The sequence below is a fragment of the Nocardioides sp. IC4_145 genome (genome assembly GCF_011250565.1).
Taxonomy (GTDB): Bacteria; Actinomycetota; Actinomycetes; order Propionibacteriales; family Nocardioidaceae; genus Nocardioides.
In genome coordinates, this window is the sequence record NZ_JAANMS010000011.1 from 11,715 (window position 1) to 34,815 (window position 23,101).

A 23,101-nucleotide genomic window follows, 5' to 3' on the forward strand; every position below is an offset into this window, starting at 1 on the left:
TGTGGCGGCTGTAAGCACGATCGACTCTTACTTGACCAGGTCGGCGCCGAGGGCGGTCTGTCGGCGACGGCGGTGATAGGTCGTCCCGGTTCAGGTGACGGTTTCGATCCGCAGGCCCCTCGCGTAGCCCGTAGGCGGCGGTCGAGGCCGGCCTGCGTCAGACAACGCCGATCACTTGCTGACGAGCTCAGGGTTCCACCACGGCGTGGGCCAGCACCCCGCGCTAGACGAACCTGGTAGCACTTCGGAGTTGGACGCCTGCGACCCGCTCCCTTCCTCTTGCGCAGGGGGTGCAGGCGGCGTCAGCAAGCACAGGTGCTCAAGTGCAACCATTCCTCCTCCTGTCAATTGAATCGAGCCCAGACTGGAAGGTCCGCGCGCCGGTCGCCGGCGAAGGGCCGGGTCGATTGATCACAGAATCTAGTGGGGGGAGGCGCGCTCTGGCCCCGCCGCTGCGGCCAAGGAAATCACGACCGAGCGCTCCAAACATGGCCCAGTTGCCCTGTACCTAAGTCCATCGATAGCATCGCTTCATGACGATGTCACAGCATGACGAGGTCACTGCCGACTCGGTCGAGTCACGCGGACTGCTAGCTGCCGCGGCCCTCTTCCACGGCTTCAGTGACCCGTCCCGACTGCTGATCCTTCGACATCTCGCGTTGGGTGAGCACCGGGTCACTGATCTCACCGCCCACGTTGGCCTTGCACAGTCGACGGTCTCCAAGCACCTCTCGTGCCTCAAAGAGTGCGGCCTGGTGACCTCGCGACCGCAGGGCCGCGCCTCGCTCTTCTCACTGACGCACCCCGAGTCCCTACTGGAGGTTTGGTCGGCTGCAGAGAGGTTGCTTGACCTCACAGGCGACGCCGTCGCGCTGTGCCCCAACTACGGCACCGAGACCCTCAAGGACGAGCAGTGAGCACCGCAGTCCGCCGCAATGGATCGGCAGCCGAAGCGCAGCCGGGGGCCCTGCCGCAGGCTGACAGGGCCCGGCTCGGACGTCGTGCCCAGCTGCTGGCGGGCGCGGCGGTGGCCTACAACCTCGTCGAGGCGGTCATCGCGATCGCGGCAGGGCTGGCCGCCGGGTCTGTCGCCCTGGTCGGTTTCGGTCTGGACTCGGTCGTCGAAGTCTCCTCCGGCCTTGTCATCCTGTGGCAGTTCCGGCACGCCGTGCCCGAATCACGCGAACGACAGGCACTGCGGGCGATGGCGGTCTCGTTCTTCGCGCTCGCCGCATACGTCACGTTCGAGTCGGTGCGGGCGCTGGCCACCCGCAGCGACCCGGATACCTCCACGGTCGGCATCGTTCTGGCCGCCGTCTCGCTCGCGGTGATGCCGTTCCTGTCGTTCGCGCAGCGGCGAACCGGCCGGGCGTTGTCATCCTCGACTGTCGTCGCGGACTCGACCCAGACGCTGCTGTGTACTTACCTGTCGGCGGTGCTGCTGGTCGGGCTGGTGCTGAACGCGACGCTGGGCTGGTCGTGGGCCGACCCCATCGCGGGCTTGGTCATCGCGGCCGTGGCCTTACGCGAAGGACTCGAAGCATGGCGGGGCGAGAACTGCGGCTGCGGGCCCGAGGCCGTCATTGGGTCGAGCCGCGCCACCGGATGCGACGAAAGGTGCACGGACGCATGCTGCGCACCCACCGCCTCGACGCCCGAGGCCGCTGAACGAGCAACCCTCCCCCTGACCGCCCACGTCAAGCCCGCCACCGAGCCGACCACCGAACAAGCCGATGGCCGCAGCGCCGGTTGCGGGTGTGGATCATGATGCGCGCGAGTGGCAAAGCGCGGGGTGCTAGGGGCAAGTCCGCACGGTGGTCCGCAGAACCCGACGCAGAGCACGGCACTGTTCACGGCACGGCTCGCGGGAATGGTCACTCTCATGACGCATCAGGCCTAATCGATCATCGGGGCCGGCTCGTGACGGTGCTGTCCATCACCGTCACCGTCCTGGTGGTTGAGGTGGTCGGCGCCGTCATCTCCGGCAGCCTCGCGCTGCTGGCCGATGCCGCTCACATGCTCACCGACGTCGTCGGCCTGACCCTCGGCCTGGTCGCCGCGATCCTGGCACGACGCCCCGCTACTCCGGAGCGGACGTGGGGGTACCGACGCGCGGAGGTCCTCGGGGCAGCTGCCCAAGCAGCAGTGCTTTTGGCGGTAGGTGTATACGTGCTCGTCGAAGGCGTCCAGCGGTTGTTCTCACCGCCGGAGGTCACCTCGGGTGCGATGGTGGTCTTCGGTGCAGTCGGCCTGGTCGGCAACCTCGTCGGCCTAGCCATCCTGGCGTCCGCACGGGCCGACAACCTGAACATGCGCGCCGCCTTCCTCGAGGTCGTCAACGACGCCCTGGGGTCTGTAGCTGTCCTGGTCGCCGCAGCAGTCATCGCGACCACAGGATGGATGCGCGCCGACGCCGTCGCTTCGCTGCTCATCGGCGTACTCATCATCCCGCGCACGATTCGGTTGCTGCGCGAGACCGTTGACGTGCTGTTGGAGTCAACGCCCAAGGACCTCGACCTCACGCTGGTGCGGACGCGGCTGACCTCGCTACCGCATGTGCACGACGTGCACGACCTGCACGCCACCCAGGTCGCGACCGCCTTGCCGGTCTTCACCGCACACGTCGTGGTCGACGACTCCTGCTTCCACGACGGACACCTAGCCTCCATGCTCGACGACATCCAGACGTGCATGGCCGATGAGTTCGACGTCGAGCACTCAACCATCCAGTTCGAGGCCGCCACCCACGCCGACCACGAGCCCCATGCCCACGCCTAGCTGGCCGGCCAATCTGGCCCACCAATGGCACGGATGAAAGCCGTGCCCTGACCGACGTTTCGACTCGCGCGCCGGCCGGATCCGTGCCTCTTCGAGCCCCCGATCGCCCTCTGTCCGACCCACCGACCTGATTAATCTCGGAACAAACCCGAAAGGGGCTACTCATGTCCGAGCAAGTTTTCTGGCCGACCGTCGCGGCGCTCATCTACGCGCTCTATCTAGCCACCGCGTTCGTGGGCCGCACGCTGCTACAACGCCGGGCCACCGGAGACGGAGGGTTCCGCGGAATCTCGGGCCGCGTCGGTAGTGCGGAATGGCTCGCCGGTGTCGGCTTCATCGTAGCCATGGTCGCGGGCGTAGCTGGCCCGATGGCGGCGCTGGGGGGCCTCGACCCGATCGCAGTACTGGAGCATCGCACGGTGTTCGTGGCCGGCGCTGTAGTCGCGGCCCTGGGAGTAGTCGCGACGCTAGTGGTGCAAGGTCACATGGGTGAGAGCTGGCGGATCGGCGTCGATGAGTCCGAGCGGACCGCACTGGTGACCACCGGCGCCTTCGCGATCGTGCGCAACCCAATCTTCACCGCGATGGCGTTTACCGGCGCCGGTCTGACCGCGATGACGCCAAACCTGGTGTCGCTGACAGGTTTCGCGTTGCTCCTGGTCGCCCTCCAGCTGCAGGTGAGAGTCGTCGAAGAGCCGTATCTCTTCTCGGTCCACTGCGCTCACGAGGGCTCCTACGCCGGATACGCCGCGCGCGTCGGGAGATTCATTCCCGGTGTGGGCAGGATCCGTCCTGGCGCCGACGCTTCTGCGGGCCCGCCGGAGGCAGCGGCGACCAACTGACGATCGGAATGGACCTTCGGAGATCACCCGCAAACGCGCGGTTTCGAGCAGTAGGGATCGTGGCGGTCGCTGCTGAGTCCTTAGGCGCCGAAGAGCAGGTACAGACCGCTGAACGTGTACAACACCATCACCACCAGCAGGGCCAACTGTCCCGTCACGTGGTGCCTCCTGGGCAGAACGGCCAACGCACGGTCGTGGGCGGCAATAACGCCGAGGACGTGCCCGGTGACGATCGCGAGCACCTTAGTCGTCGCCAGGAACGACGGGTGATTGGACAACCAGTAGTTCACTTCACCGTCGGCGGTGCCGAGTAGGTTCGCGCTCGTGCCCATCGGATCGGAGAGTTGCACCAGGGTCTGCTGCCCAAACTCGACGAACAGAGTCAGGTAATGGGCGACCATGTAGCCGACGATGATCGGCACCACCGAGTGAGCGAACACCCCAGGCAGCTCCCAGCGACGGGCGCTGGGAACGACACCGGTCGCGGCCGTGGCGGCCGTGAACGTGGCGCCGACCACGAAGCACAACCCCATCAGCACTGCGGTGTTGATCAGCACCATGTTGGCGTCGGTGGACTGACTGAACCGCAGCCAGAAGTTCCACTCCCGAAAACTGTCGAACGCAGTCGAGCCGAGCAGGACGGCGACTACTGCGACCAGACCAGGCTCGCCACGCAGGCTGGCAAGGTTCCGCAGCGGTGAGGCAAGCACCAACGTGCCGTCCGAGCGGCGGCCCCATATCGAGAGGCGGCCGACCAGGGACGAATACACCTCGAACGGATCCGCACGCGCAACCCACCTCGTGCCGAATAAGACACCGCCCATGAGCACGAAAACGAGGTAGAAGGCAAACCACAGCCGGATGGTGCCGAGGTAGTTGGCATCGGGGTGAACGAGCTCGAGCCACACGAACGCGAGCAGGCCCACCGCGGCGGGCCAGTACCCCACCCATCTGGGCAACCCGCCGGCCACCCCGCGGTCGGCAGGCGCATCGCGACCGTGAATGGACCGGTGCAGCAACAGGTGCATGGTTCGTACCGGGCTCACCGCTCGGTAGAACGGCCCAAAGAACACAGATGCGGGCACGATGCCAACCCAGAGCAGCACGAAGACGACGCCGAAGGTCGGATTGGTCAGTGAGTCGGGGCCGGCGATCGCCGCCCACGACACGTAGCCGAAGAACACCAGTCCGACAGCGCGGAGGGCGACCGCGAACCCGCGCGAATCCACAAGCGCCGCTAGGGCGGCGGGCACCCGAATGCCCGCATCGGCCGCGACCCGCGCTGGTCCGATCGAGGTCTCGCGGCTGCTGTGGGCGACCGGCTCAGCAGGCAGCCAACATCCTGGCCGGAAACCGAACCAGCGGTTGAGCCATCGGCTGAGTCGGCGGCCTGCATCCCGGGTGAAGTGGATGAGGCGAGCGGGTTGGCGTAGCGCGGTCGGCGCCATGCAAGAAGCAAGACGATGAAGGAGATGGTCAGCGCGGCGCTGCCGCCAGCGATTGCAAGGTTGGCCGGGATCGGAAGGTCCGACGGGCCGCCGAGTCCGTGAGCTTGCAGCATCTAGCGAACCTCGAGCTGCGCGATGACAACGCCGGTGTCGTGCTCTTCAATGTCCGCGGCGCCGGGATGTTCGATGACCAGCTCGGCGGTGGAGTTGCCGGTCTTGAACGACAGCACCTGCTCTGGGCGGGAATGGACATGAAGTTCCCCGGCGCGGTCGGCGGTGAACCGAATCGTCAGCGGCTCATCGACCTCAAGGTCGACAGTAGCGCCGTTCGGTGTGATGGTCTCGCCGGACACCGTGATGTGGAGGGACTGTTCGGCCTCCTCGGCCTCGGCGCCCGCGCCGGTGGAGCCGGACGGACCGCTCGGTGACCCGGCTGAGCGATCGGCCGGAGCCTCGCTCGGCGTCTTGCCTGAAGCGCTGGCCGGCGCGCGCGGGCCTTCGGCGTCCGTGTCGTTGGAGCATCCGGCAACCGCCAGCGCTAGCGCCAAGCCCAACGCGAGCGCTGGTCCCGCTGGGTGGGCGAACAGCCGCTGCTGGTTCATCGGGTCCCCTGTTCGACGAGTACTTGTCAACAATCGAGACTTCGCCCGGACAACCGCACCTTCCTCAGCCGCCATGGCTCGCCAGCTGCCCGTACGCGAACGCGACCGCTGCGGGCTATTACGGCGATGGCACCCACGGTGTACGTACTAGGTATGATAGTAGTAGCCGAAGGCGGGCAGGCTGCCGGGGCCAATCCGGGGCTCGCGACTGCGCAACAGTTCACTTCGACCGCCCGGCCCTTGACCTTGCTCGTTCACTTCCGAGCGCGGGAGCATCGATCGCGGCCTGGGTGACCGGTGTACCGCAGGAGACACGTATGAATCAGTTCAGCCTGAGCGTTGGCTCGCCGCGCCCCCGAAGGCCGAGATCTCACACGCCGAACGCCGCTACGCGCCACCACCGATGCGACGCGGGCGGCGACAGAGCATCGATCGTTGGGAAGGACCGGCCGTGACCCAGGGCCGCCACAAGCGCCAGGATTCCCCCTCGAGGGTGCGCCGCGTCTTCGCACCGTTGGCCGCCAGCCTCACCGTTACCGCCGTCGCGGTTGGCACCCTGAGTGCCGCCGACAGCTCCCGAAGCGACGGCTCGGCCGCAACCACCGCGGGACCTGCCGCCGAAGCCAGGGCCGAAGCCACCGCTACAGCCCGCGACACGACCGATGGGTCTTGGCCAGCCGCTGAGCAACGCCCTCAGATCGTTTCGCGCTCGGCATCGCGACTCGAACGCAAGCCCAACAAGGTCGATCGGCTCCTCTCGCATGACGCCACCCGCGCTGCTGTTCGTGGCGCCGACACGACGCTTTGGGCGGGCGCCGACCTCAATCTGTGGGACGCGCCCGGCAAGACCGCAACACAGATCGGCTTGCTCGAGCTCGGCGAAAGCGTGCTTGTCACCGGCCGCGCCTTGTTCGGGCGCCAGGAGATAGTCATCGATGACCGCGCGCTGTGGGTCACCGCCGGCTACTTGCAGCAAGACGAGCCCGACCTCGAGGCCCAGGAGGCTGGCACGTGCTCAAATGGCACCTCTGTGCCCGCCGGCGTCAGCACCAACATCAAGGCAGTTCACGCTGCCGTCTGTGCCGCATTCCCTGAGATCGCCACCTACGGAACACTGCGAAGCGACGGCGAGCACGCCCAGGGAATCGCCGTCGACATCATGGTCAGCGGCACTCGGGGCTGGGAGGTAGCTCGATTCGTGCGAGAGAACGCCGGACGCCTCGGCGTCTCTTATGTCATCCACGCCCGAAACATCTGGTCGGTGCAGCGAACCAGCGAGGGATGGCGCGGCATGGAAGACCGTGGGTCGGTCACGGCCAACCATTATGACCACGTCCACGTAACGACGTACTGATGACGAGATCGCGCGGCAGCGCACACAGTCCTGGCCTCAGTGCGGGTGGGGCCGACCACTGGTTTGACGGCTCGAGAACGCCCGCCGGGGAGCGGACGCGCGGTCGAGGCGGGCGGTCGAAGCGGGCGGTGGTGACCGGCGACGAGGGCAGAACGGGGCCCTACCGGGAGCGACTTCATCTGCCGATCCATTGGTGGTTCTTCGTCTGGTCCATGTTGGGTACCTTCTGGCTCGCGCTTGCCGTAGCTGTCCCTCCGGTGGTGCTCTGGGTGGCCACCGGCGCGCTTGTCGCAGCGATCGTGGGCCCGCTCCTGGCGTGGGGCTCTGCAGTGGTCGCCGTGGACGCCGGTGTGCTGCGGGCCGGCCGGGCGCACATCGACGTTGACCTGCTAGGCGCGGTCACGGCCCTTGATCGTGACGCAACGCGGCTGCAGGCCGGACAGGACGCCGACCCCCGCGCCCACCTGTTGCTGCGCCCGTACCTGGCCCGCGCAGTCCGCGTCGACATCAAGGATCCACAGGACCCCACTCCGTACTGGTTGATCAGCAGCCGCCGCCCGGGTCGGCTCGCCTTGGCGATCACGTCCGGGCGTAGCCGCTCTTAAGCGGCAGCGAGGTGCGCGGCGTCAGGACACACGACCACCGCCGACCGGCCGAAGTCTGCATCCCGGCCCGACGCGGCTGGGCATCGGCGAGGTGAGCTAACAGCGGCGGACGGCGGGCGGACATCGTGGGACGTCAACGGGAAGCGTGAGGTCAGATCCGAGGCCCAGGACCGTCCGTGCCCTACGAACTGGCGCCTCGCGCGACCCTAGCGCGTGAGTTCGTCACCTGCGACGTGCGGCACGTCGTACTGCGCCAGGTCGAGTCTCGCGCCGCCGTCGCGCTGCGACACTTGTCGGGAGGGCCGCGCCGGCTCGCGCGCCTTGAGGGCGGTCCGCGGGCTCCGGCGACGGGGCCATAGCGGTCTATTACGACCTGGGGACGGGGGCCGACGTGGGCCGCTGAGCCGGCGTTCGGCGTCGAGGCCGCACCCGACATGAGGCCGAGAGGAGCGCGAAGAGTGCCGCTGTCAGCACGAATCGCGAAGGCCAGGGGCCGAGCCGGACCGCCCAGGTGGTCGCAGCGGCCGTTGGCACGCTCACCACTGCAGCCTGGGCGTCGACGGCCGGCAAACGCTCCACCACAGCGCCATCGGGACCGATGACTCCAGAAATCCCGTTGATGGAAGCCACGACCACCGCGCGGCCCACCTCCACTGCCCGCGCGCGTGTGATTGCCCACTGCTGCTCGGGTTGCACCGTACCGAGGAACATGGCGTTGCTGGTTTGCACCACGGCCAGCTCCGCTCCTCGCCCCACCTGGTCGCGAAGGACCTCGTCATAAGCGACGTCGAAGCACAGGGCGAGGGCGATCCTGGTAGCGCCGATTGACATCGGTTCGGGCGATGGGCCCGGTTGCATGTCGCGCGGGATGTCCGCCACCCGTGCTGAGATGCGACTGGCCAGAGACCGGAAGGGCACATACTCGCCGAAGGGCACCAGGTGCTGTTTGGTGTACCGCGCCGTTGGCCCGTCGGGCGTCCACGCGATCGCCTGGTTTGCCGCCTGATCGGCGCGGGCGCCGTCGACGATCGAGCCGGCCAGCAGCGGTGCGCCGGCTAGCCGGGACGCAGCGACGAGGCTCTCCCTCGCCGTGCGGTCCCGGACTGGGTCGACCGCGGTCGCATTCTCCGGCCACACGAGCAGGTCGAGCGCGGACGCCCGGGCCGACCGGCTGGCGGGGGCACTCATGAGTTTCCGCGTCTGCGAGAGATGACGAGCCGTGACCTCACGATGGTGCGCAGCGACCTCGGTGCCAGTGCCGGGGACTCCGCCTTGCACGATCCCGACAGTCAAGTCCAAGGCAGCCGGCGGCGGTGCCGCGACACCCCCGGCCGTCGCGACGATCGCCGTCGCCGTCGCCGCGGCCATGCCAAGGGCGGCGGCCAACAAGGCGGACTTGCGGCGCACCTGGGGGCTGCAGCTTCTTGCCCGCCACGCGCACGCCCGGCGGAACGCCCGGGCAGTGGCAGCCGACGGCCCGTGGACGAGAATACGGCACGTCGCAACGGCTGCGGCCAAGCCGGCTGCCGCAAGAGCGCCCATCAGCGCGATCAGAGTCCCCGTCGCGCTCACACCCAGCACGCTCAACGCTGACTGCCACGGCGTGTCCACAGCCGTGTAGCCCAACCGAGCCCACGGCATCCCACCCCACGGTTGAGTTGACCGTGCCAATTCGATTGCCGTCCACACGCACGCCATCCACATCGGCGCACCCGGCAAACGCCCAACAAGCGTGATTCCCGCGCCAGCCAGCCCAAGCCAGCCGGCCTGCAGCGCAGTCAGCGCAATCCACGCACCCAGAGCGACCGACGCAGCCAACCACCACAGCGTGATCCCGAAGAACACCACGCCAAAGACCGCCCCCGTCGCCGCGCCGAACCAAGTCCCCCGGCCCCGGCACGCCCAGAAGAGCAGAGCGACACCAACAGGGGCTAAGACAGGTACTGACCACGGCGGGAACGCGCAGGCGGTCAGGGCACCGCCGATCGCAGCCACGCCCACGCAGACAGTGCCCGACAAGGACGCGTCCTGAGACCAGGACGCCGCACCTCCGCACCACCCCCGTGCCGCCGCTCCGGCCCGGGGCTGACCGCCCGAACTGGGTCGCAACCCGAGCCACCATCCGGGCCCAAGCGCCCGTGGCGCCGCCTTGCCACCCGCCTCCGATCCCACCCCTTCGCCTTCCTACTAGGACAGATAGTATGTCGCTGATGGGTGAGGAAGGCGCATACCCGCTGAACCGTCCGAGCAGCGGCGCCGACGCGACTAAGGACGAAACCGGTCGAGCCAACGGCGGCGACGCTGGTGTTCCTGATCGACCCGGCGAGCCGGCGAGCCGGAGCGGAACCGCAGGCTCTCATGCTGGTCGCGCGGCAACTACGGCCGCCGAGCCGCACGGATCGTCCGGGGAGCTCGTGGCGTGGCTGCGATGGAGCTGGCGGCGGTTGACTGCGATGCGCACGGCCGTGGTGCTGCTGATCCTGCTGGCGCTCTGCGCGATCCCTGGCTCCCTGCTCCCCCAGCGGGGGGTGGCCAGCGACCCGGCGGCCGTTCCGCAGTACTTTCGCGATCATCCCGACCTGGCCCCGTGGCTGGACCGCCTGTGGCTGTTCGAGGTCTACAGCGCGCCGTGGTTCGCTGCCATCTACGTCTTGTTGCTGGTCTCGATGATCGGCTGCGTGCTGCCGCGCTGCCTCGAGCTGTGGCACGAGTACCGCGCCGCCCCACCCGCTGCCCCGCGGCGCCTTTCTCGTGAGACCCCTTACCGAACGGTTCAGGTCGCCGACGCCGACCTGGCGTTGAACGCTGCTTCCGACGCGCTGCGCGCCCGACGCTTCCGCGTCGCGGCCGGCGACGGCGAGATCCGCGCGGAGAAGGGCCACATTCGCGAACTCGGCAACCTCGGCTTCCACCTGTCCTTATTGGTGCTCTTGGTCGGGGTCGCCGGCGGACGCCTGTTCGGCTACGAGGGCCGCGTCGCCGTCGTCGAGGGCGCCACCTTCACCAACGTCGCTTCCTCCTACGATGCCCTGACTCCAGCGCCCTGGGCCGCTATCGCAGACCTGGAACCGCTGGACTTCACCCTGGAGAAGTTCGATGCCTCCTTCGAGACCGCCGGCCCTCGCTTCGGGGAGCCACGCGACTTCGAGGCGAGCGTGGCCTACCGCAGCGCGAGATCGGGCGAGGGCACCTTCGCGATCCGGCCCAACCAACCCCTCAATGTCAACGGCACGAAGTTCTTCCTCACCGGTCACGGCTACGCCCCAGAGCTGACGGTGCGCGACGGCGAGGGCAACGTGGCGATGTCGGGACCGACCATCTTCTTGCCGATGGACCAGAACTTCACCTCCGACGGCGTCATCAAGGTTCCCGACGCCCGCCCCGAATCATTGGCGCTTCAGGGCTTGTTCTTGCCCACTGCGGTCCGCGGCGCCGAAGGATTGGACACCTCGGCTTACCCCAACGCAGTGAACCCCCGCGTCCAACTAACCGCCTTCACCGGCGACCTCGGCCTCGACGACGGCGCCTCTCAGTCGGTGTTCAGCCTCGATGTCGACGACCTCGAGAAGGTCCGTGACAGCGACGGTGACGTCTGGCGGGTCTCGCTGGCTCCGGGACAGACTGCCGAGCTGCCGCACGGGCTCGGATCGGTGACATTCGAGGGGTTGTCACGGTTCGCCAACTTCCAGGTAGCCCGAGACCCCGGCAAGGGAGTCGCTCTAGTCGCTGCCGTGCTCCTTCTGTCCGGCCTCACACTCTCGCTGGGTGTGGCGCGCCGACGGCTGTGGGTGCGCCGGATCGACGCGGTCACCATCGAGGTCGCGGCCCGATCGCTGGCACGCCGGCCCGTACCCGCCGAAGAGCTCGACGCGATCGTCGCCGCAGCCACCTCCAGCGTCATCCCCGCAACACCATCCACGAAGGACCCAGTTTGATGATCTCCGCCGCGGACCTTGCACGACTCTCCGACGCCCTGGTCACCGCGGCCCTCGCCGCATTCGGGATCGCTCTCGTCGCGTTCGCCGTTTCCAGCGCCCTGGCCCGCCACCGGCCCGCCCTCAAACCGACCGGGGCGGCCGCGCACCCCGAGCTCCCGCTAACCGCTCAACACAGCCTCGGGGCGCCAACAGGCTCACCTCACGCCGCTCGGGTGGAGCGAACAGCAACTGTAATCCTCGCGTTCGCGACCGGCGTGTTAGTCGCAGCCGTGGTCTGCCGAGGGTTCGCCGCTCAGCGGGTGCCCTGGGGCAACATGTACGAGTTCGGACTCACTGGGTCAGCGACCGTCGCTGTGGTCCTGGTGAGCAGTCTGCGCCGGCGCGCGGTCATGCAGGTGGCGGCCTGGGTGGTCGCGTTGATCCTCATCCTTCTCGGCGTCTCGGTGACCTCGTTGTACACGCCCGTTGATGAACTCGTTCCCGTGCTGAAATCGCGGTGGCTGGTCGTCCATGTCGCGGCTGCCATCGTTGCCGGGGCCCTGTTCTGTGTGGGCGCGGTCACCACGGTCGCCCAGCTCGTTCGCGACAGCAACTGGCGCCGACGGTCCGCGGAAGTCGACGCCAGCGATGCGCACGCGCAGGACTCCCTCGCCGAGTTCGCCAGCACCGTGCACCTGGTGGCGTTCCCGATCTGGACGTTCGCGGTCATCGCCGGAGCCGTATGGGCCGAGAACGCCTGGGGACGCTACTGGGGCTGGGATCCCAAGGAGACCTGGGCCTTCATCACCTGGGTGTTCTACGCAGCCCATCTGCACGCCCTGTCTACGGCGAAGTGGCGCCGTCGCAGTGGCTACCTGGCCCTCGCGGGCTTCGCAGCGTTCCTATTCAACTTCTTCGGAGTCAACATGTGGATCCCCGGCCTGCACTCCTACGCAGGGGTCTGAGACATGAGCCCTACCTCCCAAACCTTCTCCACCGTGGTCATCGGCCTCTTCACGCTCGTCGCCACGGCTGTCGCGATGTACTGGATCGCGCGGGGCCGGCGATGACCCTTCTACCCCCGACGACGCGCGTCGCCGAGCACCGGGTAGCCGAGAGCCGCGCTGCTGATCCAGCCCGCAGCTCGCGGGGTGCGCTGGTAGTCGGCAGGGCAACTGCGAGGGCAGCCGCAGCGGTGCCGCGCTGGCTGGCCGAGCACCGCCAGGCGCTGTGGCCGCTGGCCGGCGCCGTGCTGACCGGCGCTGTTCTCCTCGGCGGATCGGCGCCGGCGGCCGCCCACACCGCGCTAATCTCCATCGACCCTGCCGATGGCGCCCGAGTGCCACACCCCCCATCGACCATCACCCTGGTGTTCTCCGAGCAGATGACACCGGACCTGAGCACCGTTGCCGTGCGCGTCAACGGCGAGGGCGCGGTGCGCGCGGAGTTGCAGCGCGGCTCCAACACCAGCACGCTGGTCGCGAAAGTTCCGGACTCTCTCGCCGGCGCAGCAGACCAGGCCCAGGAGTGGACCGTGGTCTACCGAGTGGTCTCGCGCGATGGACACCCGGTGACAGGGCAGAGCACCCTGACGGTCGCGGCCACCGAAACCTCCGCCCGTGACGAGCCCGGTGACCGGCCCAGCAACAAGCCCAGCGACAAACCCCGCGAGACCCCCAGCACTCCTGCCGGCGAGGCGCCTGCCGCCGCGGAATCGTCAAGCACACCCACCACGTCCACCGGGAGCGGCAAGGAGTCGACGTCTGCTCCCGGTGCCACCGACAGTTCGTCGCGATCCACTGGCACGCCTTGGGCCGCGGTGCTCTTGGCAGGCGGAACGCTGGCGGTCCTGCTGGTGCTGGCAGTGCTGGCGGCGGTCCGCCTGGCCCGCCGGAAGAACCTGTGACCACTCCCGCCGCGCGCAGCGTCGAACGAAGGTTCGCGCGACGCCGCGCCCCCGTCTTGCTCGCCGCGCTGTTGGCCTGGACGGTTGCGGTGACCTTACTGGCCGCCGGGCTGTCCGGCGGCCTGGCGCCCCTGGGTGTGCCTGGCCTGCCCGATTCCGGGGTCGCCGCCAGGGTGGCCCTGCCGACTGTTCAAGTGCTGCGCGACCTGGTTGCGATGTGTGCGGTCGGCGCCTTGGTGCTGGCTGCAACCTGTGTGCCCCCGGCGCAGCCGCGCGACGACGAGAAGAAGGTGGATGGGCTTCGCCGGCGGCTGGTGCTGTTCGCACAACTTTGCGCGACCGCTTGGGTCGTCGCCGATGGCGCGCTTCTCGCCCTGGTCTATGCCGACGCCTCAGGCACCACTCCGCGCCAGTCCGGCTTCTGGAGCGAGGTCATGTTCTTCGCTCGCTCCTATGAGCTGGGCCAGTACCTGCTGTGGGGCGCGGCGCTGACCGCGGTGGTCGCGGTGGGCTCAGCCCTCCTCCAGCGCACCGCCACCCTCGGGCTCGTCGCCGCGACCTCCGTCGTGGCGTTGTGGCCTATCGCGCTGACCGGGCACGCGGCCGGCACGCTCAACCACAACGACACGGTGAACCTCCAGATGGTGCACCTGGTTGGCGTCAGCGTGTGGTTCGGCGGACTCGTAGGTCTAGCGTTCATCCGGCGGCAGTCGGGACCGAGCTTGGCGGCGGTCGTTCGACGATACTCGGTGCTAGCCGGCTGGTGCCTGGTGCTTGTCAGCGCTTCGGGAATCGCTGGCGCCTGGCTTCGCCTACCCAGCGTGGACGCGGTGTGGTCGACGTACGGCGCGCTGCTGGCCGTCAAGGCGGCCGCCGTAGCGTGCCTCGCCGCGGCCGGATGGTGGCACCGCCGTCGCATCATCGACCGGCTCGACGGGAACGACCACGAGACGAACACCAGCGGCGCGGGCGGCGCGGGCGGCACGGGCGGCACGGGCGGGTCCGGGAAGGACGTCGGCGGCGTCTTCGCGCGATTGGTCGCCGTCGAACTCGTCGTGCTGGCGGGCGCCGCCGGTATCGGCGTCGCCTTGAGCCGTACCGCACCTCCAGCCCCAGCGGGCGGCCAGGAACCCCTCACGACCGCACAGTCCATGCTCGGTAAGGCCATGCCGCCGGCCCTTGACGCGGCGGGCTGGTTCACCCGTTGGAGTTTGGACACCCTGTTCTTGCCGATCGCGATCGCGGCGATCGCCTGGTATCTCATTGGCGTGCGCCGGCTGCGCAGACGGGGCGTGGCTTGGTCCAGGCTGCGCACAGCCTCCTGGATCACCGGCTGGTTGTTGTTCATCTGGGCAACCAACGGCGCGCCGAACACCTATGGGCGCGTGTTGTTCAGCATGCACATGGTCCAGCACATGACCATCGCCACGGCGGTGCCGACGTTCCTGGTGCTGGGAACACCAGTGACGCTGGCGTTGCGCGCGCTGCGCCGCCGAACCGACGGATCGCGCGGCCCACGGGAATGGCTGCTGCAACTGGTCCACTCCCTGCCGGCACAGCTGCTTGGCCATCCCGTGGTGGCCTCGGCGCTGTTCGTCGTTGGCATGGTCGCGTTCTACTACTCCTCGCTGTTCGAAACATCGTTGGAGGCGCACACCGCCCACGTGTTGATGACGGTGCACTTCATGGTGTCGGGCTACCTGTTCGCCGAGGTGATCGTCGGCGACGATCCCGGCCTGCGACGGCCTCCGTACCCCTTGCGGGCGCTGTTGGTCATGATCACCTTCGGGTTCCACGCCTTGTTCTCGGTCACGCTCATGTCCAGCAGTCGCATCCTGGCCGAAGACTGGTTCGCAGCCCTCGGACGAGGCTGGGGCGACACGCTGGCCGGCGACCAACACCTCGGCGCGTCCATCGGGTGGGGCATGGGCGAGTACCCCCTGGCGGTGATGGCGATCGCGCTCCTGGTTTCGTGGGTTCGCGCCGATCGGCGCGAGCGGCGGCGATTCGACCGGCACGAAGACCGCGAGAACGGACGACAACTGGCGCAGTACAACGACTACCTGCGCCGGCTCTCCACCGCGGGCCAACAGTCGTCAACGCCTACCATGACAAGCAGCGGCGACACATCGACGAAGGACAGCGACGCATGAGACAGCTCGGACAACTCGAGGCGGCAGTGATGCAGCGCCTGTGGTCATGGAACCGTCCGGCTTCCGTCCGCGAAGTGCTCGAAGACCTCGTTCAGGAACGCACCCTGGCCTACACCACGGTAATGACCGTCATGGACAATCTGCACTCCAAAGGCCTGGTTCGCCGCGAGAAGCAGGGCCGGGCCTACCTCTATGCAGCCAGCTCGACACGCGAAGAACACACCGCCGCGCTGCTCGGGCAGGTGCTGGCCGACAGCACCGACCGCAGCGCCACGCTGCTGCGCTTCGTCGAGACACTCAACCCCGGCGAAGTTGCGGAACTACGCGCCGCGTTGCGCGAGCGACCGGAGGAACCGTCATGACCGCCGCGCTGCTCCTGACGGCCTACGTAGTTGCTGCCGGCAGCGGCGGCGCCCAGGCCCTGCGCCGGTGGACCTGGATCAACCGCTCGCCCCGCTGCGGGATCCTGGCCTGGCAGGCGCTGTCGTTCTCCGTCGTGCTGGCCAGCTTGTTAGTCGCCATAGCTCTGGCCCTTCCGTTCTTGCCCCTGCGACATGCCGTCGCTGGCATGTTCGGCGCCCACACGCTGACAGTGATTGAGCACTACGAGACTCCGATGGGCCCGTGGCCGGGCGTTGCTGCTCTCACCGTCGTCGGGTTCCTCGCGGCCAAACTCGCCCTGGCCGTCACCTGGCGGATCCACCGAGCCGGCCGAGCCCGCCGCGCCCAACGCAAGACATTGGCGCTGGTCGGTCACCGACACCCCGAAGGCTTCACCATCATCGAGCACGCCGAGCCGATGGCCTACTGCTTGCCCGGTATCGCCGGCCATCCCGGCCGTCACGGCACTGTCGTGCTCTCGACCGCGGCGTTGGCACTGCTCACCGACGGCGAACGACGCCTGGTCCTGGGCCATGAGCGCCGTCACTTGCGCGCACGGCACGACCTCGCTCTAGCCTGCGCAGACGCCCTGCGAACCACCTTCCCCCGCGTTGCACTATTCAGCGCCGCTCACCGCGAGATCACGGTGCTTGTGGAGATGGCCGCCGATGACGCCGCCACCACCGCGCCCGAGCGCCGCACCCTCGCTCAGGCGCTCGTCGCGCTGGGGACAGGTACGCGACCCGAGGTCGCGTTAGGAGCCAGCGACACCGCCGCAGTCCAGCGGGTCCGACGACTCACCGCGCCGGTCCCGCGCCGCCGAGCAGGTCAAGGTTCGATCGTTGCGGTAGCAGCGCTCGCCGTGCTGTCCCTACCGGTCTCGATCGCGTTGGCCCCCGCCATCGAGGCCGCCGCACGCGAGTGCTGCGCCATCGCTCCGCTAGCGGTCGAACCCTCCTGACGATCGGCCCGGGCCGGCCGGCCCGCCCGGCTCCGCCGTCCGACACCCGTCCCCGTCGTCGAACCGCCACGCCACGCCGCCGCCGCTGCCGACAACCGACCTGCCCACGCGGGTCCGTACGCGCATCCACCTCGGGGGCCAGGAAGCAGGCGTGTCCATATCGGGCTCGACAGCGACCGAATCACGCCCGACGAATGTCCGCAGAGACGTGGCAGTCCGGACCATCCGGCGGGGGCTACGTGGCGGGCCCCCGACCCGCGGGTCTGACGTCGCGGGACCGTCCGACGACCGGACGTGCTCGTTAGCGTGCCGAGGTAGCTGAGACCTCTTCGATGAGACCTTCCAGCGTGGACCGGTCCACCTGTCCAATCACCCGAGCGGCTACTGCGCCTCGAGCGTCCAACACGACGGTCGTCGGCACGGCGGCTGCGGTGAGGGTCCCACTGAACGCCAGGATTACCTCGCCGCTGTCGTCGGGATGCACGCTGTCGTAGGGCACCTTGAACTTCCGCTCGAACGCGCGAGCCGCATCTGGGCTGTCCCGCACGTTGATGCCCAAAAACCTCACCCGCTCGCGCGCCGCCGATGCGACCGCTACCAAGTCCGGCGCCTCCGCCCGGCACGGACCACACCACGACCCCCACACGTTGACGACGGTGATCGTTCCGACCAGGTCGTCACCGTCAAGCTGGGCGCCGTCGAGCGTACGGACCGAGAACGGCGCCAACTCGACGCGGTCCTGCGCGTCGTAGACCTGGACGACACCACCCTCGAGACTCGAATCTCCCTCGGGGACCCGATCAGGCCAGAACGTGACCAGCGCCAGGAGGATCACCAACGCGCAGCCCAGCGCCCCGGCAAGGATCCGTCTGGTACGCGCACGGGAGGCGCTCACAACGGCGCCTGCCAACCGGCGACGACCGTTTGCAACTGGGCGACCAGCTCCGACCAAACCCCACTCGCCTGCAACACCCCGACCCCAATCAACAGCAGTCCACCACCCCGAGTGACCCACATCGAGTGCGCTCCGACCCAGCGGAACAGCCGCATCGACCGCGTCAAGGACACCGCCGCCACCAGGAACGGCACCCCCAGACCGAAGGCGTAGACCAACGACAGGACCGCGCCTCTCGAAGCGGTCGCCGAGGTGGTCGCCAATGTCAACACCGCCGCCAAAGCCGGTCCCACGCACGGGGTCCAGCCGACACCGAAGGCCGCGCCCAACACTGGTGCACCCCACAGACCGGCTCGGGGTAGCAGACGAGGCCGGACCGTGCGACCCAACAGCGGAAGCCGACCAGCAACTCCGGCGAACAGCACCCCAAGTGCAATGGTCAATGCACCAGACACGCGCCAGATGACGGTCTCATTTGTCGCCAACTGCGCGCCGATCGAGCCCAGCGCCAACCCGTAGCTGGTGAAGACGACCGCGAACCCCAGCACGAACAAGCCGGCGCCGGTCACCGTGCGCCACCGACGTGCCGGACGGCCTCCGCGCAGCTCGCGCGTCACCTCCGACTCAGCGCCCGCCATCCCGGCCACATAAGAGAGGTAGCCCGGCACAAGCGGCAAGGAGCACGGCGTGAAGAACGACAACAAGCCCGCCGCCAACGCGACCGGCAACGCGACCAACATCGAGCCGTCGAGGATGGCGCCTTGCGCGCCGCCGAGGTCCATCGTCACCCGCCCGTCACACCAACGTCGACCAATACGACCAGAACCGCACCCCGATCAGTGCAAGCACCCCCAGGTAGGCCAGCAGCAAGATGGGGGCGTGCCATGCCTGGACCGTCTGCAGCCCCCGGCTCCGCGCCAGCCGAGCGCCAAAGACACCGGCCTCGGCATTGCGCAACGTCAGATACCAGAACATCGGCACCACCACCGCCCACACGGCCATGCAGTACGGACACAGGGCGCCGATGCGGTACAGACTTTGGAAGGCCAACCACCCCACCAGCGCCAGTGCCGCCGTCACCCCCAGCTGCAGTCCCAGCCAATACCAGCGCGGCAGCCGTGCCGCCGTCAGCAAGACGACCGCGGTGGTCACCACCACCGGGAACAGGCCAACGCCAAGTAATGGATTAGGGAAGCCGAACAACGATGCCTGATCCGAGGCCATCACCGAGCCGCAACTCAGCACCGGATTGAGACTGCAAGACGGAACGTAGGTCGGATCCTCAGCCAAGCGCAGCCGCTCGATGAGCAGCACCGCGGAGGCGATCAGGCCAACCAGAGCGCCGACCAACAGCCCCCACGCTAGGCGCCGATCGTCGAATGCTCGGCGCACGTCGACTCGCTCGCCAGCCGAGGCCGGTCCGGCGGCCGCAGGAGCGTTCGAAGGTGGACCTGGCCGTTCAGCGGCCAAAAGCGACGAGCGCTTCCGCGGTGCGGCGCCCGCGGCAGTAGCCGGCCAGGCACCGCGGTGCCGCGATCCGAGTCCCGAACTGCGACCCGGGCGGCCATCGGTCACTTCTCGATCGCCTCCTTCAGCGCGGTGTCGAAGTCCTCGACGCTCTGCGGCTGGAAAAGCTGACCGTCGATGTAGAACGTCGGCGTTCCCTGAACGCCCAGCGCCAGCCCATCGTCAACGTCACGCTGCACTCGCTCGGCCACCTCCTTGGAGACGTAGTCGGCGTCGAACTGCGCCATGTCGAGGCTCAGGTCCTCGGCAAAGCTGCGGAAAAGGTCGTCGTGCGGCTCTTGAGCCTCGCCCCACGAGGACTGGGTCTCGTACATCTTCTTGTACATCGCCTCGAACTCGCCCTGGCGTGCGGCGGCCTCCACGGCACGGGCGGCGCGTTCGGCGTTGAAGTGACCAGGCAGCGGGAAGTAGCGCACCACGAAGGTCACTTCGCCGGCGTACTCCTCCCGAAGCTCCTCCACGATGGGGAAGGCGGCGCCGCACGCCTCGCATTCAAAGTCCAGGAACTCCACGAAGGTCGTCCCGCTGGCACCCTCTTCGCCGAGTATTCGGCTGTCCTCGCGGACGACCGCACTGCGCTCCTCCGGACTGCTGACCGGTTGAGGACCTTCGCTTCCGCGCTGCTGCGCTACGACGAAGACCGCAATCATCAAGACGACCAGGGCCAGGGCGGCGACAGCCGCGACCTTCGTCTGCGTACGCATCAAACCTCGACTCCTCCGGCGATTACTACGCAACATAGTAGTGACGTCTCCAGGGCACCGACAATCGAGGGCACACCCGCACCGGCCGCGACTCCGCCGTCGAGGTTGCCGCCGCCACGGCCAACCCGGACCCTGGACACACAACCGACCGGGGCTTGAGCCGCTCAACACCACCATCCGGTGCTTGCCGTGGTCGCCTACCAGCGTCACGAGGCCGAGCACGAACCAGTCCGAGGGCCGCGTCGTGCGCCGTCGCGCCACGAGGGGCGAGTACGTCGCCTCCCGCCGCGTCGTAGGCTGGCAGCTGTCTAAGTGCCTGCGCATCGACCTCGCTTCTGGACGCGCTCGAGATGGGCCTGTGGACCGCCAACACGTCGGCCACCCCACCGGTGTCATCGCACATCTGGGCGGCGGCCGCGGTCGAGCAGATGGGGGTCGTAGGGTCGGCGCTGACTTCCTGCGCCTTGATGACCGGGCCGGCCTTGCTCATTCGGATCAGCTGGTTGACGCCGGTCGAGGCGGCGCTAGTGACGGGACCGGGAACGCCCATGACGGGCCGGTGCAAGGCGTCGATCTACCGCGCGGTGGGTAGGGGGCCGCTGCGGGAGGCTCGTTCGACGACCACCGTGCCATCGGACGGGCCGGCGACGATCCGGTTCGTCGCGCGGAACCGGGTGCGGGTGAGCGCGGTTCCGGGTGGCGCTTCGGTCACGACGAGGCCGCGATCGACGAGCGCCTCGAGCAGCTGGGCGTGCGCGGCCGGGTAGGCCGGTCGACCCCGCACGGCATCACGGCGATGGTCCGGCCGCCCCCGAGGAGGGCGCCGCGGTGGGCGGCCTGATTGACGCCGTAGCGATCCGCTGACGACAGGGTGGCCCATGGCCGCGAGGTCCCGGCCTAGCTCGGTGGCCCAATGCGTCCCGTAGTCCGTCGCGGCGCGCGCCCCCACTACGGCCACGGCGTTGGCTGCGAGCTGGTGGAGGTCAGCCCTCCCCTGCCCCACAGTCCGACGGGTTCGCCGCCGCGGTCGTGCAGTGCGCCGGCGGCACGCAGCCCCGCGAGCTGGTCGGCCACTCGGTATCGCCGGGGATGACGAACCGGATGCCGCGGCCGGCGGCCTGCTCGAGGACCTTGCCGGGATCGACGCGGGCGAACTCGTGGCCGATCGTAAAGCCCCAGTGGTTCTCCACCTCGCCAGCGGCCTCGAGGTAGTCGAGGACCTTCCTGGCACCGAGCTCGCTGACCAAGCCGGTGACGCGCAGGTCGCCGAGCTCGATGACGCTGCTCAGCTTGACGCGGGCCAGACGATCGTCGACGTCGGCGTGCGGGGTGCTCATTCCGGGCCTCCCCACAGCAGGTCGAGGTCGGGTTCGTGGATGACGTCGAGGCGCTCGTCGGCCGCGTAGGCCGCGGGCTCGGGTACGACCAGGCGCCGCAGCTGCCGGTCGGTGGTGCTGTGCTGCACCGGGGTGTCGTCGTCGTGGTCCATCGCGGTGGTCCTCCTCAGCGGCCCGGGGCCGGACGGTCGGTGATGGGCTGCGTGCCCGGAATGTCGCGCTGCTGGCCGGGTGGCTTCGGGACGAAGGACTCGTCCAGCTGGGCGGCGAGGCCACGCATCTGGGTCTGGTACCGCTCCCACTCGCGGGGGTGGATGCCGTTCTGCAGCGCCGAGGAGGCGATGACGGCCATGGGGTAAGGCCGGTCGGCGGGCACCTGGTCGAGGGCGCACCAGGCCTTCGCCCCGTCACCGTGCAGCCAGCTGGCGAAGCCGTGCATGGAGGCCGGCGCCGCGCGGACCTCGTCAGGAGCGCGGCGGGTGAGGTCGTTCCACAGGGCCATGTGGGAGGTGCGGTTCTCGCGGCTCATGTCCTCCCAGAGCGCGTCGCGGGTGCTGATCGTCTCCAGGGCCACCAGCATCCGTGCGCCGTCGACGTCGGAGAGCCGATTGCCGTCGGCGTGGAACTGCTCGAGCCGGTCCAGTGCCCAGTCCCGCTCGAGGGCGGGAGTGCTGTCCGCGGCCGCGGCCCGGGCCGCGGGGAGCAGCTGGGCGATCGGCTCCCGGTCACCGACCATGGAGGCGGCCAGCGAGGCGCGACTGGCCGCCGGCTGGGCGGCGCCGGTCAGGACGGTGGCGGCCGCGATCAGCTCGGCGGTCGCCTGGGTCTGCAGCCCGGTCTGGCCGGTGTTGAACTCACGCCACCGCTCGCCGTCGGCCCACAGCCGGATGTGGGTGCTGATGCCCAGGGTCTCGAGCCGGTTGGACAGATGCTGGCTGGCCAGCTCGGCGCTGCGACGGTCCTCGGTGAAGCAGAGGATCGCCAGCCGGGCTCCGGGGCGGGCGTGGCGGCCGTACGGGCCGCTGAGGGCCTCCCACACGTCCTCACGGTCTACGGCCGTCTTCGGCAGGTCGACGCGAGTGATGGGCAGCCCGGGCCGGAAGGGCACGAGCACGATCGACTCCTCCGGCTTGAAGCCGAGGACGTGCGGCACCGCGGCCAGCAGCTCGTCCGGGGACTGTACGACGAGATCCATCAGAGCGAACCTCCTCAGCCGGCCTGGGCCGCGTGGGGGGCGCGCTCGATGCGCGCGGAGACGTACTTGAGCGACAGGCAGACCTCGCCGAAGCGGTTGTCGACGATCACGACGTCCTTGGTGCGCTTCTCGCCGGTCTCCTTGTCAGCCCAGGCCTCGGTGCGCTCGAGGCCATGGACGAAGATCGGGTCGCCGGATCCGCAGCTGTCGTGCACGTGGGTGGCGGCCGAGCCGGAGAGCTTGACGTTGAGGGCGGTGGGTTCGTCGTTGACCCACTCCCCCTGGTCGTTCTGGGTCCGGCGGTTGGCCAGGACCCGGCGGCTGACGAACGGCTTGTTCTCGCGGGTGTGGAGCAGCTCTGGCGCCTCGGCCAGGTTGCCGGCGAAGGTGCCGGTGGTGGACATGACTTCCTCCTAGGTGACAGCGAAAGGCAATCGCTCCCGCAGTCACCTAGGTCCGATCGGTTCCGTGCAGCGATCAGGTCTGGGAAGATTTC

Annotated in this window: 24 protein-coding genes; 12 read left to right on the top strand and 12 right to left on the bottom strand. The window is 68.7% G+C overall.

Annotation, left to right across the window (positions count from 1 at the left end; genetic code table 11):
* Window positions 1-533 precede the first annotated feature (533 nt).
* The 4 genes from G6553_RS07065 to G6553_RS07080 all read left to right on the top strand — a co-directional run bounded on the left by G6553_RS07065 (window position 534) and on the right by G6553_RS07080 (window position 3,620).
* Window positions 534-917: a metalloregulator ArsR/SmtB family transcription factor gene (locus G6553_RS07065; RefSeq protein WP_166190497.1), complete on the top strand. Its 384-nt coding sequence runs from the start codon at window positions 534-536 to the stop codon at window positions 915-917.
* On the top strand, window positions 914-1,768 hold the full coding sequence (locus G6553_RS07070; RefSeq protein WP_347565561.1) for a cation transporter: 855 nt from the start codon (window positions 914-916) through the stop codon (window positions 1,766-1,768). The genes G6553_RS07065 and G6553_RS07070 overlap by 4 nt, the downstream gene beginning before the upstream one ends.
* On the top strand, window positions 1,765-2,778 hold the full coding sequence (locus G6553_RS07075) for a cation diffusion facilitator family transporter (protein WP_242680104.1): 1,014 nt from the start codon (window positions 1,765-1,767) through the stop codon (window positions 2,776-2,778). The genes G6553_RS07070 and G6553_RS07075 overlap by 4 nt, the downstream gene beginning before the upstream one ends.
* 164 nt (window positions 2,779-2,942) lie before the next feature.
* Window positions 2,943-3,620: an isoprenylcysteine carboxylmethyltransferase family protein gene (locus G6553_RS07080; protein ID WP_166190499.1), complete on the top strand. Its 678-nt coding sequence runs from the start codon at window positions 2,943-2,945 to the stop codon at window positions 3,618-3,620.
* An 80-nt stretch (window positions 3,621-3,700) separates the two neighbouring features.
* On the opposite strand, the gene G6553_RS07085 is transcribed toward G6553_RS07080, so the two are convergent.
* Together G6553_RS07085 and G6553_RS07090 are read right to left on the bottom strand one after the other, a co-directional pair.
* Window positions 3,701-5,068 (bottom strand): hypothetical protein, encoded by a 1,368-nt coding sequence (locus G6553_RS07085; RefSeq protein WP_166190501.1) that lies wholly within the window; start codon window positions 5,066-5,068, stop codon window positions 3,701-3,703.
* 113 nt (window positions 5,069-5,181) lie between these two features.
* Window positions 5,182-5,670 (bottom strand): hypothetical protein, encoded by a 489-nt coding sequence (locus G6553_RS07090; protein WP_166190503.1) that lies wholly within the window; start codon window positions 5,668-5,670, stop codon window positions 5,182-5,184.
* A gap of 451 nt (window positions 5,671-6,121) precedes the next feature.
* On the opposite strand from G6553_RS07090, the gene G6553_RS07095 reads away from it, so the two are divergent.
* Together G6553_RS07095 and G6553_RS21660 are read left to right on the top strand one after the other, a co-directional pair.
* Window positions 6,122-7,024 carry a hypothetical protein gene (locus G6553_RS07095; protein WP_166190505.1) on the top strand — a complete coding sequence of 301 codons (903 nt, stop codon included), beginning with the start codon at window positions 6,122-6,124 and terminating at the stop codon, window positions 7,022-7,024.
* 131 nt (window positions 7,025-7,155) lie between these two features.
* Window positions 7,156-7,629, top strand: coding sequence for a DUF3093 domain-containing protein (locus tag G6553_RS21660; protein WP_166190506.1), 474 nt, complete (start codon window positions 7,156-7,158; stop codon window positions 7,627-7,629).
* A gap of 366 nt (window positions 7,630-7,995) precedes the next feature.
* On the opposite strand, the gene lnt is transcribed toward G6553_RS21660, so the two are convergent.
* Window positions 7,996-9,801: an apolipoprotein N-acyltransferase gene (gene lnt, locus G6553_RS07105; RefSeq protein WP_347565563.1), complete on the bottom strand. Its 1,806-nt coding sequence runs from the start codon at window positions 9,799-9,801 to the stop codon at window positions 7,996-7,998.
* Between the two features lie 29 nt (window positions 9,802-9,830).
* On the opposite strand from lnt, the gene G6553_RS07110 reads away from it, so the two are divergent.
* The 6 genes from G6553_RS07110 to G6553_RS07135 all read left to right on the top strand — a co-directional run bounded on the left by G6553_RS07110 (window position 9,831) and on the right by G6553_RS07135 (window position 16,947).
* The gene (locus tag G6553_RS07110; protein WP_207619468.1) at window positions 9,831-11,564 is read left to right on the top strand and encodes a cytochrome c biogenesis protein ResB; all 1,734 of its coding nucleotides are present in this window, start codon (window positions 9,831-9,833) and stop codon (window positions 11,562-11,564) included.
* Window positions 11,564-12,511, top strand: coding sequence for a c-type cytochrome biogenesis protein CcsB (gene ccsB, locus G6553_RS07115; RefSeq protein WP_166190509.1), 948 nt, complete (start codon window positions 11,564-11,566; stop codon window positions 12,509-12,511). Before G6553_RS07110 ends, ccsB begins: the two co-directional genes overlap by 1 nt.
* A gap of 230 nt (window positions 12,512-12,741) precedes the next feature.
* Window positions 12,742-13,452 (top strand): copper resistance CopC family protein, encoded by a 711-nt coding sequence (locus G6553_RS07120; protein ID WP_166190511.1) that lies wholly within the window; start codon window positions 12,742-12,744, stop codon window positions 13,450-13,452.
* Entirely contained in the window at window positions 13,449-15,605 is a 2,157-nt protein-coding gene (locus tag G6553_RS07125; RefSeq protein ID WP_166190513.1) for a cytochrome c oxidase assembly protein, read from the top strand. Before G6553_RS07120 ends, G6553_RS07125 begins: the two co-directional genes overlap by 4 nt.
* On the top strand, window positions 15,602-15,967 hold the full coding sequence (locus G6553_RS07130) for a BlaI/MecI/CopY family transcriptional regulator (RefSeq protein WP_166190514.1): 366 nt from the start codon (window positions 15,602-15,604) through the stop codon (window positions 15,965-15,967). Before G6553_RS07125 ends, G6553_RS07130 begins: the two co-directional genes overlap by 4 nt.
* A complete protein-coding gene (locus G6553_RS07135) occupies window positions 15,964-16,947 on the top strand; it encodes a M56 family metallopeptidase (protein ID WP_166190516.1) in 984 nt (327 codons plus the stop codon). The genes G6553_RS07130 and G6553_RS07135 overlap by 4 nt, the downstream gene beginning before the upstream one ends.
* A gap of 301 nt (window positions 16,948-17,248) precedes the next feature.
* Here G6553_RS07135 and G6553_RS07140 read toward each other — a convergent pair whose 3' ends face one another.
* The 9 genes from G6553_RS07140 to G6553_RS07175 all read right to left on the bottom strand — a co-directional run bounded on the left by G6553_RS07140 (window position 17,249) and on the right by G6553_RS07175 (window position 23,009).
* Window positions 17,249-17,782 carry a TlpA disulfide reductase family protein gene (locus tag G6553_RS07140; protein WP_166190517.1) on the bottom strand — a complete coding sequence of 178 codons (534 nt, stop codon included), beginning with the start codon at window positions 17,780-17,782 and terminating at the stop codon, window positions 17,249-17,251.
* Window positions 17,783-17,838: 56 nt separating this feature from the next.
* On the bottom strand, window positions 17,839-18,624 hold the full coding sequence (locus G6553_RS07145; RefSeq protein ID WP_166190615.1) for a cytochrome c biogenesis protein CcdA: 786 nt from the start codon (window positions 18,622-18,624) through the stop codon (window positions 17,839-17,841).
* 13 nt (window positions 18,625-18,637) lie between these two features.
* The gene (locus G6553_RS07150; protein ID WP_242680100.1) at window positions 18,638-19,192 is read right to left on the bottom strand and encodes a vitamin K epoxide reductase family protein; all 555 of its coding nucleotides are present in this window, start codon (window positions 19,190-19,192) and stop codon (window positions 18,638-18,640) included.
* Window positions 19,193-19,413: 221 nt separating this feature from the next.
* Complete coding sequence (locus tag G6553_RS07155; protein ID WP_166190521.1) at window positions 19,414-20,073, bottom strand: thioredoxin domain-containing protein; 660 nt, start codon at window positions 20,071-20,073, stop codon at window positions 19,414-19,416.
* Window positions 20,074-20,647: 574 nt separating this feature from the next.
* Window positions 20,648-21,076 carry a DNA-processing protein DprA gene (locus G6553_RS21035; RefSeq protein ID WP_347565564.1) on the bottom strand — a complete coding sequence of 143 codons (429 nt, stop codon included), beginning with the start codon at window positions 21,074-21,076 and terminating at the stop codon, window positions 20,648-20,650.
* The gene (locus G6553_RS21040; protein WP_242680101.1) at window positions 21,057-21,410 is read right to left on the bottom strand and encodes a hypothetical protein; all 354 of its coding nucleotides are present in this window, start codon (window positions 21,408-21,410) and stop codon (window positions 21,057-21,059) included. Before G6553_RS21040 ends, G6553_RS21035 begins: the two co-directional genes overlap by 20 nt.
* The gene (locus G6553_RS07165; protein WP_166190523.1) at window positions 21,407-21,562 is read right to left on the bottom strand and encodes a hypothetical protein; all 156 of its coding nucleotides are present in this window, start codon (window positions 21,560-21,562) and stop codon (window positions 21,407-21,409) included. The genes G6553_RS21040 and G6553_RS07165 overlap by 4 nt, the downstream gene beginning before the upstream one ends.
* A gap of 14 nt (window positions 21,563-21,576) precedes the next feature.
* On the bottom strand, window positions 21,577-22,605 hold the full coding sequence (locus G6553_RS07170; protein WP_166190525.1) for a DUF4192 domain-containing protein: 1,029 nt from the start codon (window positions 22,603-22,605) through the stop codon (window positions 21,577-21,579).
* 14 nt (window positions 22,606-22,619) lie between these two features.
* A complete protein-coding gene (locus G6553_RS07175; protein ID WP_166190526.1) occupies window positions 22,620-23,009 on the bottom strand; it encodes a single-stranded DNA-binding protein in 390 nt (129 codons plus the stop codon).
* Between the last annotated feature and the right edge of the window lie 92 nt (window positions 23,010-23,101).

Bases quoted from the DNA above. Each gene is read 5' to 3' on its own strand.
- G6553_RS07065 (WP_166190497.1), top strand. From the start codon at position 534: ATGACGATGTCACAGCATGACGAGGTCACTGCCGACTCGGTCGAGTCA.
- G6553_RS07075 (WP_242680104.1), top strand. From the start codon at position 1,765: ATGATGCGCGCGAGTGGCAAAGCGCGGGGTGCTAGGGGCAAGTCCGCA.
- G6553_RS07080 (WP_166190499.1), top strand. From the start codon at position 2,943: ATGTCCGAGCAAGTTTTCTGGCCGACCGTCGCGGCGCTCATCTACGCG.
- G6553_RS07085 (WP_166190501.1), bottom strand. From the start codon at position 5,068: ATGGCGCCGACCGCGCTACGCCAACCCGCTCGCCTCATCCACTTCACC.
- G6553_RS07090 (WP_166190503.1), bottom strand. From the start codon at position 5,670: ATGAACCAGCAGCGGCTGTTCGCCCACCCAGCGGGACCAGCGCTCGCG.
- G6553_RS07110 (WP_207619468.1), top strand. From the start codon at position 9,831: ATGTCGCTGATGGGTGAGGAAGGCGCATACCCGCTGAACCGTCCGAGC.
- ccsB (WP_166190509.1), top strand. From the start codon at position 11,564: ATGATCTCCGCCGCGGACCTTGCACGACTCTCCGACGCCCTGGTCACC.
- G6553_RS07130 (WP_166190514.1), top strand. From the start codon at position 15,602: ATGAGACAGCTCGGACAACTCGAGGCGGCAGTGATGCAGCGCCTGTGG.
- G6553_RS07135 (WP_166190516.1), top strand. From the start codon at position 15,964: ATGACCGCCGCGCTGCTCCTGACGGCCTACGTAGTTGCTGCCGGCAGC.
- G6553_RS07145 (WP_166190615.1), bottom strand. From the start codon at position 18,624: ATGGACCTCGGCGGCGCGCAAGGCGCCATCCTCGACGGCTCGATGTTG.
- G6553_RS07155 (WP_166190521.1), bottom strand. From the start codon at position 20,073: ATGCGTACGCAGACGAAGGTCGCGGCTGTCGCCGCCCTGGCCCTGGTC.
- G6553_RS21040 (WP_242680101.1), bottom strand. From the start codon at position 21,410: ATGAGCACCCCGCACGCCGACGTCGACGATCGTCTGGCCCGCGTCAAG.
- G6553_RS07165 (WP_166190523.1), bottom strand. From the start codon at position 21,562: ATGGACCACGACGACGACACCCCGGTGCAGCACAGCACCACCGACCGG.
- G6553_RS07170 (WP_166190525.1), bottom strand. From the start codon at position 22,605: ATGGATCTCGTCGTACAGTCCCCGGACGAGCTGCTGGCCGCGGTGCCG.
- G6553_RS07175 (WP_166190526.1), bottom strand. From the start codon at position 23,009: ATGTCCACCACCGGCACCTTCGCCGGCAACCTGGCCGAGGCGCCAGAG.